The sequence below is a fragment of the Streptomyces sp. NPDC007095 genome, assembly GCF_040634475.1.
Lineage (GTDB): Bacteria > Actinomycetota > Actinomycetes > Streptomycetales > Streptomycetaceae > Streptomyces.
Genome location: NZ_JBEYFS010000175.1, coordinates 10026 through 26061 on the forward strand (window position 1 = coordinate 10026; position 16036 = coordinate 26061).

17 protein-coding genes are annotated in these 16036 nt (G+C 71.5%); 10 read left to right on the forward strand and 7 right to left on the reverse strand.

Features of this window, described 5'->3' with window-relative positions:
* Nucleotides 1–324 precede the first annotated feature (324 nt).
* Genes ABZ656_RS41620 through ABZ656_RS41630 form a run of 3 tightly spaced genes read left to right on the forward strand, consistent with a single transcriptional unit; the run spans nt 325 to nt 3189 of the window.
* Nucleotides 325–1512 carry a YbfB/YjiJ family MFS transporter gene (locus tag ABZ656_RS41620; protein ID WP_101403878.1) on the forward strand — a complete coding sequence of 396 codons (1188 nt, stop codon included), beginning with the start codon at nt 325–327 and terminating at the stop codon, nt 1510–1512.
* A gap of 19 nt (nt 1513–1531) precedes the next feature.
* Nucleotides 1532–2146 carry a GPP34 family phosphoprotein gene (locus ABZ656_RS41625; protein ID WP_360275504.1) on the forward strand — a complete coding sequence of 205 codons (615 nt, stop codon included), beginning with the start codon at nt 1532–1534 and terminating at the stop codon, nt 2144–2146.
* A 5-nt stretch (nt 2147–2151) separates the two neighbouring features.
* Nucleotides 2152–3189: an alpha/beta hydrolase gene (locus ABZ656_RS41630; protein WP_360275507.1), complete on the forward strand. Its 1038-nt coding sequence runs from the start codon at nt 2152–2154 to the stop codon at nt 3187–3189.
* 28 nt (nt 3190–3217) lie between these two features.
* On the opposite strand, the gene ABZ656_RS41635 is transcribed toward ABZ656_RS41630, so the two are convergent.
* Nucleotides 3218–3838 (reverse strand): TetR/AcrR family transcriptional regulator, encoded by a 621-nt coding sequence (locus ABZ656_RS41635; RefSeq protein ID WP_360275510.1) that lies wholly within the window; start codon nt 3836–3838, stop codon nt 3218–3220.
* Between the two features lie 210 nt (nt 3839–4048).
* Here ABZ656_RS41635 and ABZ656_RS41640 point away from each other — a divergent pair, with 210 nt between their 5' ends.
* Nucleotides 4049–5428 carry a polyprenyl synthetase family protein gene (locus ABZ656_RS41640; protein ID WP_360275513.1) on the forward strand — a complete coding sequence of 460 codons (1380 nt, stop codon included), beginning with the start codon at nt 4049–4051 and terminating at the stop codon, nt 5426–5428.
* 204 nt (nt 5429–5632) lie between these two features.
* A complete protein-coding gene (locus ABZ656_RS41645; protein WP_360275516.1) occupies nt 5633–6484 on the forward strand; it encodes a hypothetical protein in 852 nt (283 codons plus the stop codon).
* A gap of 11 nt (nt 6485–6495) precedes the next feature.
* Here ABZ656_RS41645 and ABZ656_RS41650 read toward each other — a convergent pair whose 3' ends face one another.
* Together ABZ656_RS41650 and ABZ656_RS41655 are read right to left on the reverse strand one after the other, a co-directional pair.
* Nucleotides 6496–7392, reverse strand: a complete 897-nt coding sequence (locus tag ABZ656_RS41650; RefSeq protein ID WP_101401763.1) for a M56 family metallopeptidase — start codon at nt 7390–7392, stop codon at nt 6496–6498.
* A complete protein-coding gene (locus ABZ656_RS41655) occupies nt 7389–7772 on the reverse strand; it encodes a BlaI/MecI/CopY family transcriptional regulator (RefSeq protein ID WP_101401764.1) in 384 nt (127 codons plus the stop codon). The genes ABZ656_RS41650 and ABZ656_RS41655 overlap by 4 nt, the downstream gene beginning before the upstream one ends.
* Before the next feature lie 370 nt (nt 7773–8142).
* Between ABZ656_RS41655 and ABZ656_RS41660 the strand changes: the two genes are divergently transcribed.
* From ABZ656_RS41660 to ABZ656_RS41670, 3 genes are all read left to right on the forward strand, one after another.
* Complete coding sequence (locus ABZ656_RS41660; protein WP_360275534.1) at nt 8143–9489, forward strand: hypothetical protein; 1347 nt, start codon at nt 8143–8145, stop codon at nt 9487–9489.
* A gap of 1 nt (nt 9490) precedes the next feature.
* Nucleotides 9491–10438, forward strand: a complete 948-nt coding sequence (locus ABZ656_RS41665) for a lysylphosphatidylglycerol synthase domain-containing protein (protein WP_360275519.1) — start codon at nt 9491–9493, stop codon at nt 10436–10438.
* A gap of 86 nt (nt 10439–10524) precedes the next feature.
* Entirely contained in the window at nt 10525–11352 is an 828-nt protein-coding gene (locus ABZ656_RS41670) for a hypothetical protein (protein WP_101401767.1), read from the forward strand.
* 24 nt (nt 11353–11376) lie between these two features.
* On the opposite strand, the gene ABZ656_RS41675 is transcribed toward ABZ656_RS41670, so the two are convergent.
* From ABZ656_RS41675 to ABZ656_RS41690, 4 genes are all read right to left on the reverse strand, one after another.
* On the reverse strand, nt 11377–12741 hold the full coding sequence (locus ABZ656_RS41675; protein ID WP_360275522.1) for a HAMP domain-containing sensor histidine kinase: 1365 nt from the start codon (nt 12739–12741) through the stop codon (nt 11377–11379).
* Between the two features lie 55 nt (nt 12742–12796).
* Nucleotides 12797–13459: a response regulator transcription factor gene (locus tag ABZ656_RS41680; protein WP_101401769.1), complete on the reverse strand. Its 663-nt coding sequence runs from the start codon at nt 13457–13459 to the stop codon at nt 12797–12799.
* Between the two features lie 103 nt (nt 13460–13562).
* Nucleotides 13563–14168 (reverse strand): phosphatase PAP2 family protein, encoded by a 606-nt coding sequence (locus ABZ656_RS41685; RefSeq protein WP_101401770.1) that lies wholly within the window; start codon nt 14166–14168, stop codon nt 13563–13565.
* Nucleotides 14165–14866, reverse strand: a complete 702-nt coding sequence (locus ABZ656_RS41690; protein WP_360275526.1) for a DedA family protein — start codon at nt 14864–14866, stop codon at nt 14165–14167. The genes ABZ656_RS41685 and ABZ656_RS41690 overlap by 4 nt, the downstream gene beginning before the upstream one ends.
* A gap of 116 nt (nt 14867–14982) precedes the next feature.
* On the opposite strand from ABZ656_RS41690, the gene ABZ656_RS41695 reads away from it, so the two are divergent.
* Both ABZ656_RS41695 and ABZ656_RS41700 read left to right on the forward strand, forming a co-directional pair.
* Nucleotides 14983–15369 carry a BlaI/MecI/CopY family transcriptional regulator gene (locus ABZ656_RS41695; RefSeq protein WP_075029680.1) on the forward strand — a complete coding sequence of 129 codons (387 nt, stop codon included), beginning with the start codon at nt 14983–14985 and terminating at the stop codon, nt 15367–15369.
* On the forward strand, nt 15369–16036 hold a 668-nt coding region (locus ABZ656_RS41700; RefSeq protein ID WP_360275529.1), incomplete at its 3' end, for a M48 family metalloprotease. The genes ABZ656_RS41695 and ABZ656_RS41700, both read left to right, overlap by 1 nt.

Sequence of the window (16036 nt, forward strand, 5' to 3'; positions counted from 1 at the left end):
ACTGGCACGCACCAGGACCTGGCATGGACCGGTGTCTGGCACGCACCAGGATCTGGCATGGAGCGGTGTCTGGCACGCACCAGGATCTGGCATGGAGCGGTGTCTGGCACGCACCAGGATCTGGCATGGAGCGGTGTCTGGCACGCACCAGGACCTGACATGGACCAGTGCCTGGCACGCACCAGGACCTGAGAAGGATCACGACCCGACATGGACTTCGTCATGAGCGTACGACCCCTGCGCGCCTCCCCGGTCCGAGGCGCCGGCACGCCGCATTCACCCTGGGGGCACGTGGCCCGGGCCGCCGCGGCACTCGCCGCGGGCATGGGAGTCGGCCGTTTCGTCTACACCCCGATCCTCCCGCTGATGCACGCCGGGGCGGGGCTGTCCGCCGGCGCCGGCGCGAACCTGGCCACCGCCAACTACATCGGGTATCTCGTCGGCGCGCTCGTGGGCATCCTGGCCCCCGCGGTGGTCCGGTCGCGGGCCCTGCTGCGCACCTCGCTCGTCGTGCTGACCGGCACCCTGGCCGCGATGCCCGCCACCCACGACACCGCCGCGTGGTTCGCGCTGCGGCTGCTGGCCGGGGTTGCCAGCGCTCTGATCTTTGTCATCGCGGTCAGCTCGCTCCTCGGCCACCTGCGGGAGTACCCGGCTCACCTGCCCGGATGGGCGTTCGGCGGGGTTGGTGCCGGCATCGCCCTGTCGGGTCTGCTCGTCCTGGTACTGCGCCCCGTCGCCGACTGGCGGGCCGCCTGGTGGGCCTCGGCCGCGCTCGCCGCGGTCCTCGCCGTCGCCTCGTGGAACCTCCGTCCCGAAGCGCCTCCCACGACAACACAGGCCACCAAGGCCACCACAGTCACTGCGGCCACCGCGGATTCCAGCCGCGGGCCGCGCACGCATCGTTGGTTCACCGCCCTGTTCGCCTCCTACACGCTGGAAGGCATCGGCTACATCATCGCGGGCACCTTCCTGGTCGCCGCGATCGAACAGAGCTCCCCGGGACCGCTCGGCGGCGGCGCCTGGGTGCTGGTCGGTCTGGCGGCCGTGCCCTCGTCCGCGCTGTGGGCCCGGCTCGGGCGCCGTTGGTCCCGCCCCGACCTGCTGCTCGCCGCGCTCGTCGTCCAGGCGGTGGGCATCGCCCTGCCCGCCGTGATCGGCGGAGCGCCGGCCGCCCTGGTCTCTGCGGTGCTGTTCGGCGCGACGTTCATCGGGGTCAGCACCCTCGCCCTCGCCACCGGGGCCCACCTGGAGTTCCCCCGCTCCGTCGCGCTCCTGACCGCCGGATACTCCGTCGGCCAGATCCTCGGCCCGTTGGTGGCCGCGCCCCTGCTCCACCACGGCTACCGGCAGGCCCTGCTCCTGGCCGCTTCCGTGGTTCTCGTGGCCGCCGCGGCCGCCGCCGTGCTGCGCATCGGCTTCCCGCACCACATGGTGGTAGTGCGAGCCACCGCCCCGGTACGACAGCCCGCACCGACGGAATCCGCCGCGGACGCGGGCAGCCACCGATGACTCAGACGTGGAGTCCGTCATGACCACACCGCGGGATCTGTTGATGATCGCCATGGACGTCCCGTCCAGCCGGCCCGTCGAGCAGGGCGACCTGTCGCTGGCCCTCGCGGGAGCCGAACTGGTCGACCTCATCGAGGCCCAGGCCATCACGCTGGAGGACGACCGCATCGTGCCCGGCGCGCAGTGGACCATGGGCGACCGTCTGTTGGACGGGGCCGTGGCGTCGCTGGTGCGGCAGACGCCGTACGAGTCCGTGGACGACTGGCTGTGGCGCCGCGGCCGTGGGCTGTCCGCGGCCTATCACGCGGACCTGAAGGCGGAGGGACGGCTCGCCAGGCCGCGCCACCGCTGGGTTCCCTTCGGCGGCGGCCGTACGGAAGCGGCCGACTCGCCTGACCGCAGCCACGCGGACGAACGCTGGACCTCGGGCGAGCCCATCCTGACCGTCCTCGCGGCCGCCGTGGGCATCCACGACGAGTCGACCGAGGAGGCCGCGGGGCTCGTCGACGACTCGGTCCTGACCGTACTGGCCGCCGTCAACGGCGCGGTGACTGAACTGGAAGCGGTACGGCAACGGCGAAGCATCGAAGACGCGGCCTTCGACAACATCTGGCGAGGCGGTGACGGTACTTGAGAAAGGTGAACGTCATAGACAGGCGCACGTTTTCCCGGATTCTCACCGTTGGAACAGCCGGAGCCTCGCTGCCGATGCTCCCGGTGATATCGGCCTCCGTCCCGGCTTCTTCGTCGGCCCCGGTGGCCGAGCCCGGAACGCACACCTCTTTCGGCCCGCTGAAGCAGATCCGCGCCGGAGAGCTGAACATGGGATATGCGGAGGCCGGTCCCGCTCACGGCCCCGCGGTAGTCCTGCTGCACGGCTGGCCCTACGACATTCACAGCTACGTCGATGTGGCTCCCAGGCTCGCCGCGGCGGGCTACCGGGCGATCGTGCCGTACCTGCGCGGTCACGGCACCACACGGTTCCGTTCGGACAAGACGTTCCGCAACGCCCAGCAGTCGGTGATCGCGCTCGACATCATCGCGCTCATGGACGCGCTGAAGATCGAGAAGGCGATCCTCGCCGGTTTCGACTGGGGAGCGCGGACGGCCGACATCATCGCGGTGCTCTGGCCGGAGCGCTGCAAGGCCCTGGTCTCAGTGAGCGGTTATCTCATCACCAATCGCGAAAGAAACAAGACGCCGCTGCCGCCGCAGGCCGAATGGGCGTGGTGGTATCAGTACTACTTCGCCACCGAAAGGGGTCGGCTCGGCCTCGCACAGTACAAGCACGATTTCGCGAAACTCATCTGGAAGAACGTCTCACCGTCGTGGCACTTCGATGACGCCACATTCGATCGGACCGCGACCGCCTTCGACAATCCGGACTGGGTTCCCATTGTGATCCACAACTACCGGTGGCGACTGAGTCTGGCCGAAGGTGACCCGCGATTCGACCGTCTGGAAAAGCGACTTGCCGAGAGTCCCGCCATCTCGCTGCCTACGATCACTCTTGACGGCGAACTGGATCCCTTCACGCCGCCGGGAAACGGCGCGTCTTATCGCGGTCACTTCACGGGCGCCTACGACCACCGGACGCTGAAGGGCATCGGTCACAACCTGCCGCAGGAAGCCCCTGACGCATTCGCCGAGGCGGTCGTCGACGTCAACGCCCTCTGAAACCCTCCGAACGGTGTCGTGGCGGGCGTCAGGCGCCTGTCACGGCCTCCTGCGGGGCGCGGGCACCGAGCAGGGCCAGGCAGTTCGCCCACAGGGGGCTGAGCCGCCGGGTGTTGTTGTAGAGCTTGGCGAACAGCACCTGCCCCTCCAACTGGGCGACCACCGCCCGTGCCGCTTCCCGGCTGTCGAGGGTGGTGACGTCCTCGCGCTCACGAGCCTCGGTGATGACCGACTCGACCATCTCGACCTGCGCGTCGAAGATCTCCTGCAGGCGGGTGCGGATGGGCTCGGTGTGGTTGCTCATCTCCAGGGTGAGGTTCCCGAACAGGCAGCCGGACACGGTGCCGCAGCTCTGCTGGCCGGCGCGCTGGTCGGCCTCCGTCTCCTCGAACAGCCGGTACAGCCGCCGCAGGGGTTCCTCGTCGCTGTTCAGGACGCGTGTCCAGGCGCGCTTCTGGGCGTCCCAGTGTTCGTCGAGCACGGCCAGGGCGAGGGCTTCCTTGGACGCGAAGAAGTAGTAGAAGCTGCCTTTGGGTACGTCGGCCGCCTTGCAGATCTCGGCCACCCCCAGTGCCGAGTAGCCGCGCAGCTCGATGAGCGACTGCGCGGCACTGAGGATCTTCTCCCTGGCGTCGCTGGTTCGTCCCATGACGCAATTGTACGACCGGTCGACTATCTCTGACTGTGGTCGCGTCCGTGCCGCGAAACCGTCAGATCGGGTGGTGTGGAAGCGCGAGCTCCGGTAGCGGGGCGAGGGCGTGCCGCCACGGGATGAGCGTGAGCCGTTCCGGAGGGGTGGCGGGTCTGTTGGGGTGGGTACATCGCCACGCTCACGCAAGCGGGTGACGGGGGAGCCTCCATGACCGAACTGCCCAGCGAGGACGCATCGGCCGACGCCGGGGCTCACCCCGAGGCACGTCCCGAGGCCCTGCCCCAGGTGCGGCCCGAGGCCCTGCCCCAGGTCCGTCCCGAGGTGCGGCCCGAGTCCGTGCCCCAGGTCCGTCCCGAGGCCCGGCCCGAGGCCCGTCCCGAGGACCAGCCCCAGGTCCGTCCCGGGGCTCACCCCGAGGCACCCGAGGTGCGGCCCGAGGCCCTGCCCCAGGTCCGTCCCGAGGCCCGTCCCGAGGCCCGTCCCGAGGACCAGCCCCAGGTCCGTCCCGGGGCTCACCCCGAGGCACCCGAGGTGCGGCCCGAGGCACTGCCCCAGGCCCAGCCCGAGTCCGTGCCCCAACCCCAGCCCGGATCCCCGCCCTGCCCCCCGTCGCCCCGCGTCGAGTTCGCGGAGCTTCTGGAGGCGGAGTTCGTTCGCCGGTGGCCGGGGCGCTCGGCGGGGCTGGACGCCGTGCACCGGTACGCGATGATCCCGCCGGGCAAGCTCCTGCGGCCCTCGCTCGTTCTGCACGCGGCGCTCACGGTGGGTGGGGAGCTGGGCGCGGTGCTGCCCGCCGCGGTCGGTATCGAGGGGGCGCACGTCGGCAGCCTCCTGCACGACGACATCATCGACCGAGACACGGAGCGGCGCGGTCGCGCGGCCGTCCACACCGAGTTCGGACCCGCCCAGGCCGTCGTCGCGGGCAACGCCCTGTTCTTCTCGTGGTTCGCGGCGCTTTCCGAGTGCCGTCGCCTGGGAGTGCCCGCCGACCGTGTCGCACGCGCCGTGGCCGTGCAGGCCGAGGCCGGGGTGGCGATCTGCCGGGGTGCCTTCGACGAACTGGCGATGCGCGGTGACCTGGAGCTGGGCGTCGACGCGTATGTGGCGATGGCCCGGGCGAAGACCGCCGTGCTGCTGGCGGCCGCCTGCCGCGTGGGCGTCATCCTCGGCGGTGGCGACGCCCCGACGACGGAACTGCTCGGCGACTTCGGTGACCACCTCGGGATCTGCTTCCAGATCCGCGACGACGTGCTGCCGTACGACCCGATCGCCGCGCCCGCCATGGGCAAGCCCTCCGACAGCGACGTACGCAACCGCTGTCCCACGCTGCCCGTGCTGATCGCCCACCGGCGTGCGGGCCCCGAGAGCCGCGCGGCGCTGCGCCACGCCCTGCTCGACGAGACCGAACCGGCGCTCGCCCTGTGCCGGATCCGCGCCGTGCTGGAGCGGACCGGAGCCCTGGACACCGCGCACGCGATGGCCGACGACTACGCCCGCAGGGCCCGCGAACTCCTCACCCGGCTGCCCGCCACCGCCCACGTGGCCCACGTCCGCGCCCTGGCGCTCCTCACCCGACCGGCGCACTGAGCCGTACCGGATCACCAGGAGCCTGAGAGGGACGCCTGCGCGGAACGACCTGGAGGCATGATCGCGCGTTCAGGATGCGTTCAGGCTGCGGCTGCCACGTTGATCGGCGTGGCGCGCAGGCATGCGCAACACTGAGCCAATGGACACGCGCCCCCTTCGGCCGTGGCCTTGGGGGGACGTCGTTGCACCCCCCAGGAGCAAACGTTGGACAAGACGGAATTCGTCGCCGACCCCCAAGTCGCCGACCCCGGCACCTCTGTGATGAAGAAGCTGCCAGAGGTGACGCTGGCCTTCTGGATCATGAAGATCGCCGCGACGACACTCGGCGAGACCGCGGGCGACCTGTTCGCGCAGACCCTCAAACTGGGCTACTTCCTCACCACGATCCTGCTGTTCCTGGTCTTCGTGGTCACGCTGGTCGTACAGCTCAGGTCGCGCCGGTACAACCCCTTCTTCTACTGGACGGTGATCCTTTCCACCAGCATGGCGGGCACCACGATGTCCGACTTCATGAACCGTGACGCCAGCGCCAAGTACCTCTCCGACGGGGCCACCTCGCTGGGCTGGGGTCCGCAGGGCCTGGGACTCGGGTACCCCGCGGGCGCCGCGATCCTGATCTCGCTGCTGGCCGTGATCTTCACCGTCTGGAAGTTCACCGGGATGACGTTCGTCATCCGCGACATCGTGACCTTCCGGGCCGAGGCCCTCTTCTGGTCGGCGATCCTGGTGTCGAACACCCTCGGCACCTCGATGGGCGACTTCCTGTCGGACAGCTCCGGGCTCGGTTACGCGGGCGGCGCGCTGCTCGTCGCCGGGCTGCTCGCGGTACTGGTCGCGCTGATGCGCGTCCCCGCGGTGCCGAACGTGGTGCTGTTCTGGATCGCCTTCGTCCTCACCCGCCCGCTCGGCGCGACCGCGGGCGATTTCCTCACCAAGCCGACCGCCAAGGGTGGGCTCGACCTCGGTACGGCGGGTTCGTCGGCCGTGCTGTTCGCGCTGCTCGTCGGCCTCATGGGCTACGCCCACCTGCGCGAGCGCAGGACGCTCGCGACCTGAGGCCTCCTCCGCTACCCCGGCAGGCTCTCGCCGAGCAGGCGGAGCAGATCGCTGGTGGCGTCCAGTGCGCCGAGCGCTGGCAGGGCGCCGAGGACGAGGACGGCCACGCCGATGGGCCACAGGTTCGGCGGCGGGGTCGTCTGCAGGGCGGCGATCCGGCGGGTGACCGCGTGTTCGGAGAAGCTCAGGGCGCAGCCCGGCCGGGCGCGTTGGGAGACGAGGGCGGCCCGGGCGAGGGCGCGGGCGGTGGTACGGCGGTCCCCGACGCGCCGCGCGGCCTCCTCGTCGGCCCAGCGCTCCACCAGGAAGGCGACGGTGGTGCGCACGGGTGCGAGCACCGGGTTGGCGGCGGCGGCCAGGGTCACCGCGGTCGACAGTACCGAGTGGCGGTGGGCGAGATGGGCGCGCTCGTGGGCCAGCAGTACGCGCCGCTCCGCCGGTTCCAGCGCGCCGAGCATGGCGGCCGTGACCAGGATCCGGCCCGGCGTGCCGGGGATCGCGAAGGCCCGGGGTGTCGAGGACGCGGCGACGATGAGTTCGCTGTCGGGCGGATGCCCCTCGCACAGCCGCTCGAGGACGCGGCGGGTCGTGTAGTGGGCGCGCAGGGCGCGAACGAGCCGGAAGCCGATCAGCCACAGGAGCATGATCGCGGCCACGGCGATCGCCACCGGGACCGGTTCGGGCAGCCGCCGTCCGTCCTCGCCGGTCTCCGTGACCACGTGCGGCGCCTCGTTGACCAGGGTGGCGGCGAGCAGGAGCAGCGCCCAGGTGGAGGCGGTGGCGGCCAGTACGGCGGCGATGGTGAGGACCCGGGCGGCCAGCGCGGGGGAGACCTTGAGGCCCACCTGCGGTGCGACGGCCGTCAGCAGCAGCGGCAGGATGAGGGGGATGTAGACGTCGATCCTCACATCCCGCTCCCCCCGAGGAGATCGCGCAGGGCCTCTTCCTCGTGGGGGCTCAGGCCGGTGACGAACTGCTGGAGGGTCGCGATCGGGTCGGGCCCCCGGTTGAGCGCCTCGTGCATGGCCTCGGCGGTCAGTTCGGCGGCGTTCTTGGCGGGCCGGTACGCGCCGCGTCGGCCGTCGACGTCACGCAGGACCAGACCCTTGTCGTACAGGCGTTTGAGGATGGTGTGAACGGTGTTGTAGGCGAGGTTGCCGCCGATCTCACCCTGGATGTCGGCGGGGGTGAGGGCCTCGTCGGTGGCCCAGAGGGCGGCGAGGACCTCGCTCTCAAGCTCACCGGCGCTGCGTCGTTCCGCTCTGCCGTGGGGGCCTGTGCGAGCCATGTCCGTCACCTTACAGCGTGTAGGGATGCGGGGGTGGTGGGGGCGTACGAGTGTGACCAGGGGCGGTACCAGGGCGTGCCCCTCGGTCCGCGTCCCTGACATCCCCTGCGTCCCCGCTCGATCCACGGTAACTTGGCCGTGTTTTGCGCAACTTCGTCCTCCACCCGACGTCTTGTAGGGTGGAGGACCCTACAGATTGTAGGGTGAAGGGTGGATGATGGCCAAGACTGTGAACCGTCCGTTCGTCGGCGCCGATCGCCACAGTCCGACCTCGACGGGGCGCATCTCCAGGCGGCCGCACGGTCAGCAGTGGCTGGCTCTGATCGCGGGCGCCTTCACCCTGGCCCAACTGCTCCTCGTACGGCCGGGCATGGGGCTCGGCTGGGACGAGACCGTCTACGTCAGCCAGGTCGGCTCACACGCCCCCGCCGCATTCTTCAGTGCCCCGCGCGCCCGCGGAGTGCCGCTGCTGGTGGCACCGATCGTGTCCTGGTCCTCGTCCACCGCCCTGCTGCGCGTCTATCTCGCGGTGCTCTCCGGGCTCGGCCTGTTCGTGGCCCTGCGCGTCTGGCGCGGGCTGTTCCCGATGCGGGTGCTGGCGGCGGCGGGCGCCCTGTTCGCCACGCTCTGGGTGACCCTCTTCTACGGCCCGCAGGCCATGCCCAACTACTGGGTCGCGATCGGCGCCCTGGCCTGCGTCGGCTGCTTCCTGCGCGTCCAGGCCGACCGCTTCGACCGGGCGGCGCTGTGGGGCGTGGGCCTGAGCGCCGCGCTGATGGCGTTGATGCGGCCCACCGACGCGGTCTATGTGACCCTGCCGCTGCTCTTCCTCGTCGTGTGCGTACGCCGCTGGCGGCGGCCGAGGCTGCTGGTGGCGCTTGCCGCAGGTCTGGTCGCCGGCGCGGGCGAGTGGGTCGTCGAGGCGTACGTCAGCTACGGCGGCCTGGCCCAGCGGCTCTCCGACGGGTCCAGGATCCAGGGCGGCCTGGGCTGGAACATAGCTTTCGGCGACCAGATGCGCAGCCTCGGCGGGCGCGTCCTGTGCCGTCCCTGCACCGGAGCGATGCCCGCCCCGCCGGTGATGCTGTGGTGGTTCGCGCTGCCCGTCGTGGCCGTCCTGGGAGCGGTGATCGCCGTCAAGGCCCGGCGCGGGGTGAACAGCCTGCTGCTGCTGGCCTGCGCCGCGATCGTGGGCTTCCCGTACCTCTTCATGATCGGATACGCGGCACCGCGCTTCCTGCTGCCCGTGTACATCCTGCTGGCCATCCCGGCCGCCGACGCCCTGATCCACCTGGTGACCGCGCCCGGCGGCGGTCGGCGACCGGTGGCCGCCACCCTGGTGGCGCTCGGCCTGGCCGGACATCTTGCGGTGCAGTTCGCGGTGCTGGAGCACACCGTGCATGGCACTACCGTCTCCCACCAGGACTGGGCCGACACCGCGACGCAGCTGCACCGGCTGGGGGTGAAGCCGCCCTGCATGCTGACCGGCTACGAGGACGTCCCGATCGCCTTCTACGCCGGGTGCTCCTCCGTCGACACCGGCGGCCACAACGCCAACACCACCGCCGACGCCATGGTGCGGGCCGGACAGCGGCTCCCGGTCGGCGTGCTCACCACACCGGACGCGAAGCCACCCGCGTACGCCAGCACGTGGGAAGCGCACCGCGTCGGCCATCTGATGGTGTACGTCGCCCCCGCCGTGCAGGCAGGCGGGTGACATGACCATCCTTCCGCCCGGCGCCCCGACGACAGCCGTGACAACCGCGAGCAGGCGGGTCTCCCTGCATGCCGCGGTGACCCTCGCCATGGTGGCGGGCGCGGTCTGTCTCGGCCGGCGCCACTGGCCGGTGATCGCGACCGGCGTCGGCCGGCTGGCCGTCGCCGACCGCGGCTGGCTGCTGGTGGCGGCCGTCGCCACCGTGGCGACCTGGGTGTGTTCGGCGCTCGCCCAACAAGGGGCGGTGACCCGGCCGTTGCCCGCCCGGCAGCTGGTGGCCGTGCAGTTCGCCGCCTCCGCCGCCAACCATGTGCTTCCCGCGGGCCTCGGCGCGGGCGCGGTCAACCTCCGCTTTCTGACCCGGTGCGGTCTGCCGGTCGTCCGGTCGGCGACCGCCCTCGGCGTGAAGGCCACCGCCGGGGCCGTCTCGCGCGGTTTCCTGATCGCCGTGCTCGCGCTGGCCTGCCCCGGCCTGCTGCGCCTGCCGCACATCTCGGCGACGGCGGTCGCGATCGCGCTCGCCGTGCTGGTCACGGCCGCGGTACTGCTGCGCGGACCGTTGCGGCGCGCACTGCGGGCCGTGCTGGCCGACGTCCGCGCCGTGCACGAGGTCCCGGCGCGTGCGGCCGCGCTGTGGGGCGGCTCGCTGGCCTTCGCCGCGCTGCACGCCACCGTGGTCGTCGCGGTGGCCCAGGCCCTCGAACTGCCGCTGCCCCCCGCCCAGGTGGCGCTGGCCTACCTCGCCGCGAGCAGCGCCGCCGTGCTCCTGCCCACGCCCGGTGGGTTCGGTTCCCTGGACGCGGCGCTCGCCGTGGCCCTCACGCTGGCCGGAGCGCCGGGCAGAGCGACGGCGTCGGTAGTTCTCGGCTACCGGCTGCTGACGGTGTGGCTGCCCCTGATCCCGGGGCTGCTGGCACTGGCCGTACTGGCCCGCCGCAAGGTCCTCTGAACGACGTTCACGCGGCTCGTTCCCGTCGGCACCCGCCACCAGGCAGTCAGGATGTGTTCAGAGTCCCGCTGGCAGGGTCGGGCCTCATGACTGAGACTTCTGAGACGCCCGGGGCCTATGTCCGCAGTGGGGCGGCCCCCGGCCACCACCTCCGCTGGAACAAGGTTCCCGAGGTCACCGCGTACTTCTGGATCATCAAGGTGCTGTGCACCACGGTCGGCGAGACCGCGGCGGACTTCCTGAACTCGAACCTGGGCATGGGCCTGACCGGAGTGTCGCTGCTGATGAGCGCGGTGCTGGCCGTGGTCCTCGTCGTCCAGTTCCGCACCAAGGCCTACCGGCCCGGCGTCTACTGGTTGGCCGTGGCCCTGATCAGCGTCGTCGGCACGCTGATCAGCGACAACCTCACCGACAACCTGGGTGTGTCGCTGACGACCTGCACGACCGTGTTCGCCGTCGCCCTCGCCGTCGTCTTCGCCATCTGGTACCGCCGTGAGGGAACGCTGTCCATCCACAGCATCGACACGGTGCCCCGCGAGGCCTACTACTGGCTGGCCGTGCTGTTCACCTTCGCGCTGGGCACCGCGGCCGGTGACCTGGTCGCCGAGAAGATGGCCCTCGGATACTGGGTGTCCGCCGTCCTGTTCGGCCTCGCCATCGCCGCGGTGGCGGTCGCGCACTTTGCCCTCGGCCTGAACGCCGTGCTGAGCTTCTGGATCGCGTACATCCTGACCCGCCCGCTGGGCGCCTCGATGGGCGACTACCTCTCGCAGCCGACCGGCGACGGCGGCCTGGGCCTGGGCACCACGGTCACCAGCGTGCTGTTCCTCGCGGTCATCCTCGCTCTGGTGGTGTACCTGGCGATGACCCGCAAGGACGTCACCGAGTCCGAGCGGCAGCTCAGCCACCAGTAGTGGCCCCCAGCGGGGACGACGTGCTCAACCCGCGGGAAGCGTGACCACGAACGTCGCGCCGGAGGTGTGCTGCCCGTCGTGGTCCACCTCCCCGCCGGCGGAGCGGGCCAGGCGTCGCGCCAGCGGCAGTCCGAGGCCCGCACCGCCGTGTCCGTCCCCGGGATCGGCGCGCCGGCCGGGCTGGAAGAGCTGTGCCGCGAACGACGCCGGTACGCCGGGCCCGTCGTCCCCGACCGCGACGCGTACGCCGCCGGGCTGAGCGCGGGCCAGGATCTCGACCCGGGTGCGCGCGTGCCGAAGGGCGTTGTCGAGCAGCGGGCTGATGATGCGCTCCAGAAGGGCGTCCGGCACCCCGGCCGACAACCGCGCGTCCGGGACGGTGACGACGACTTCCACGCCCTCCTTCGTGGGGCCGAGGCGGTCCACCAGGCGGAGCAGCACCGGCAGCACGTCGGCCGTGCCGGGCGCGGTGGCCGCGCCGTCGCGGGCCTCGTCGAGCAGGGTGTCGCAGATCGTGCGCATGGACTGGGCCGCGTCGGCGATCGCCGCGTGCGTGGCCTTGGTGTCGGCGTCGGAGCGGGGGCGGGCTCCCCACCAGTCGAGCTCGGCGATGATCCGGGCGAGCGGGTTGCGCAGCTCGTGCGACAGCTCCCGGGTGAGCTGCTGTTCGTGCCGCAGCAGCGCGCGGATGCGGTCGAGGAGGGCGTCCAGCGAACCGCCCAGCTGGGCGAGTTCGGTGGGGCGGGTCACGGAGCCGAAGCGCTCCTGGGAGGCTATCGCGCTCCACTGGGTGGCGTGCTCGGTCATCGAGCGCACGGGACGCAGGGCACGGCCCACCGCCAGCCGCGTCAGCGCGTACGTGCAGGCGAGCATCGCGGCGTCGAGGGCGAGGGACGCGAAGAGCATCGTGTCGGCCGAACTGCGGTACGGGGAGAGGTCCAGCGCCGTGACGACGGCAGCGGCGCCCTTGCCACCGGGCACCGGGCGAGAGCACAGCCGTACCTCGTCGTGACTGTGCACGGTGACGCAAGTCCGGGCGTCGCGCGCCACGAGCCGGCCCGCGGCGCGGGTCAGCGGGCTGGTGGCGGTGGCGGACGAGGGCTTCTCGAGCAGCCGGCCGCCCGAGTAGATCCACACGTTCGTGTCGAGGAGCTCCTCGCCCGGCGTCTCCAGGACCCGCACCCGGGAGCCGTCGGTGACGACGGTCGCGGTGACGGCGGCGGCCCGGGTGCGCAGCTCGTCGTCCGCCTGGTGCTGAAGGTGACGGCGTACGACCGTGTTGAACGCGACCGTGAGGATCACCATCAGGATCGTCGCCGTGGTGAGCGCGACCAGGGAGAGCCGGCCCCGCAGGGTGCGCGGCCACCAACGTGAGGCGAACGCCCTCATGACCGTGCCTTCGCGCCGGCTGACAAGGCCCTCGTGGCACCGGCTGACAGGGTCTTCATGACAGCCGGTGGCCGATGCCGCGCGCCGTGGTGATGGTCAGCGCGCTGCCGCCGTCCCGGAGCTTGCGGCGCAGTCGGGTCAGATACTGGTCCAGCGTGTTGTCGCTGACCTGGGCGCCTTCCGGCCAGCCGGCCCTGATCAGCTCCCGCCTGCGGACGATGTCCCCGGACCCCGCCATCAGCGCCGCCAGCAGCCGGAACTCCGTCGGGGTGAGGCCGACCCGGGTGCCCTGGACGGTGAGGCTGTGCCCGACGGGGTCCAGGACCAGGTCCCCGGCCGTGGTGGCCGGGAGCGGTCCGCTGCGCTTGAGCGCCGCCCGCAGCCGGGCGGCCAGCTCCGTCAGGTGGAACGGCTTGGGCAGATAGTCGTCGCCGCCGGCCGAGAAGCCCGCCAGCCGGTCCGTGAGGTGGTGATGGGCCGTCAGGAAGATGACGGGCGAGAGGAAGCCATTGGCTCTGATCGCCTGGCACACGTCCCGCCCGTCCGCGTCGGGCAGTCCGACGTCCAGCACGGCCGCGTCGATGTCCTCCCCGGCCAGCCGCAGCGCGGTAGCCCCGTCCGGGGCGGGCACGGTGTCGAAGCCCTCGTCGCGCAGCCCGCGCAGCAGGACGTCACGCAGGGCGTGGTCGTCCTCCACGACCAGGATCGTGTGCCGCATGGTCCTCCTTCAGCAGCTCCGGAAGGGTGCTTGCCTGTTTCCCGTAGCCGTAGCCGTAGCCGTAGCCGTAGCCCTTGGCGTGGCCGCAGCCGTGGCCGTGGGCCTACGCCGAGACCAGCAGCGGCCGTAGCCGCGAGTCCGTCAGCCGGCCCGCCAGCGGGTCGGCGAGTCTGCGCAGAAGGGGCGTCAGCAGCATCGCGATCAGCGTGCCGACCAGGACACCGGCGACCACGTCGTGCGGATAGTGCGCGCCGACCCATACCCGGGACACGGCCATCAGGCAGGCGGCCAGCAGGGCGATGGTGCCGAGGCGACGGGAGACGTAGAGCAGGGCCACGGCGGCCGCTGCGGCGATGACCGTGTGATTGCTGGGGAAGGACCAGTCGCCCGGCGCAGGACACGCCTCCAGCGTCTTCACGTGCAGGCTCTGACAGGGGCGGTCCTCGCGGACGACCATTTTGAACAGGGAGTTCACCCCGAACGCCACGACGACGATCACCGGCACCGCGAGCGCGACCATCGCCGTCTGGGCGCTGCTGCGACGGGCCTGCCACCAGCCCACGAGCATGAGAACGGCGAACAGCGCCAGCCCGTACGTCGACCAGGCGGACACCAGGCTGTCCAGCCAGGACGGGGCGTCATGGGCGAGATTCACGACGTAGGTGTAGGCGGAGCCGTCTATCGACGACCCGTTGAACGCGAGCATCATCCCTCGGCGCCCTTCTCCGCGGTCGTGGCCGCGGCCTTGCGGGAGCGGCGGAACTCGGCGGCCAGCGGGATCAGGGACACGATGACGATCACGGCGATGATCGGGAGCAGATAGCGGTCGACGTTCGGGATCGACGAGCCCAGTCCGTAGCCCGCGAGGGTGAGGCCGATGCTCCAGACGAGACCGCCGACGACCTGCCACACGGTGAACGTGCGGGCGGGGACCTGGAGGGCGCCCGCCATCGGGTTCAGCACCGTCCGTACGACCGGGACGAAGCGGGCCAGGACGATCGCCTTGGCGTGGCCGTACCGCTCCAGCAGCTCTTCGGCGCGCTTGGCCCCCTCGTGCAGCCGGGGCGAGCCGCTGCGGGCGAGCAGAGCGCCGCCCGCCTTGCGTCCGATGAGATAACCGCACTGGGAGCCGGCCAGCGCGCCCACGGCGGCGCAGACCAGGAGCGGCCCCAGGGAGAGCTTCAGGCTGCCGTGGCCCGACCCCGTGCACAGCAGGCCCGCCGTGAACAGCAGCGAGTCACCGGGCAGGAAGAAGCCGATCAGCAGCCCGGTCTCCGCGAACATCACCACGCCGACGCCCAGCACACCGAAGGCGGCGAGCAGGGACTGGGCGCTGAGGATGTTCACCGCGAGCTCCGACCCGAGTTGTGATCCGAGCTGTGACGCTGCGAACAAAGGTGCGGCCATCGCCGGGAGCCCTCTCATACTGGACGGACGGGCGCAGTCGTGACGGCACCCGAGTGACTACAATCCTGTAGACGGTCTACTGAACTGTAGACGATACCGGGGTGAGGATCGTTCCCATGACCAGCGCGAAGGACGAACGCCGACCGGCGGGTGAGCTCGAGGCGTCCGTGATGGCCGCCCTCTGGGCAGCCGGTGCACCGCTGACTCCGGGCCGCGTCCAGACGGAGCTCGGCTCGGGGCTGGCCCGTACGACGGTGACGACGATCCTGTCGAGGCTGCACGAGAAGGGGATCGTCGGCCGGGAGCGGCAGGGCCGCGGCTTCGCCTACTTCCCCGTCCAGGACCCGCACGGCCTCACCGCCCGGCGCATGCACACCGAGCTCGACCGGGACGAGGACCGGGAGACGGCGCTCGCCCGGTTCGTCGCCCAGCTCAGCCCCGACGACGAGCGCCTCCTGCGTGATCTTCTGGAATCGGGTGAGCCGCTAGAGTCGGGTGAGTAATGACCACTCTGCTGATCATTCCGCTGCTCATCCCGCTTCTGCTGCCCTTCGCGCTGCCGGGGCTGGCCCACCGCTGCCTCGACCGCCTCGCGCCGGTCGCCGCGCTGTGGGCACTGACCCTCACGGTCCTCGTGCTGGCCGGCGCCTCGGTGGCCGCGCTCGGCGCGCTGCTCCTCACCGGACTGCTCAAACTGCCGGTCCTGGCGGGCCTGGGTGACCTCGTCCACCCCCTGCGCACCCCGTCGAACCTGATCGTCCTGCCCCTGGCGGCGGCGGCCACCGGCCTCCTCACCGTCGGCGCCGCGACCCTCGTACGCTCCGCCCTGCGCCAGCTGCGCGCCTTCCGCACCGCCCGCAGTCAGGCCGACCGCGGGCCCGCCGCGGGCGACCTGTGCGTGATCGAATCTCCCCACCCGGACGCGTACGCGCTGCCGGGCCGTCCGCACCGCATCGTCGTCACCACCGCGATGCTCCGCAGCCTCCGCCCCGAGGAGCGCGAGGTGCTCTTCGCCCACGAGCGGGCCCACAACGCGGGCAACCACCACCGCTTCCTCGTCGCGGCCGAGATCGCCGCGCACTGCCAGGCTCAACCGGACAGGGTTCCGACTCCTACGGGCCTTCTGCCGTTGACGGAACTGACTGCAGCCGCAGTCCGGAAACCCCCTGC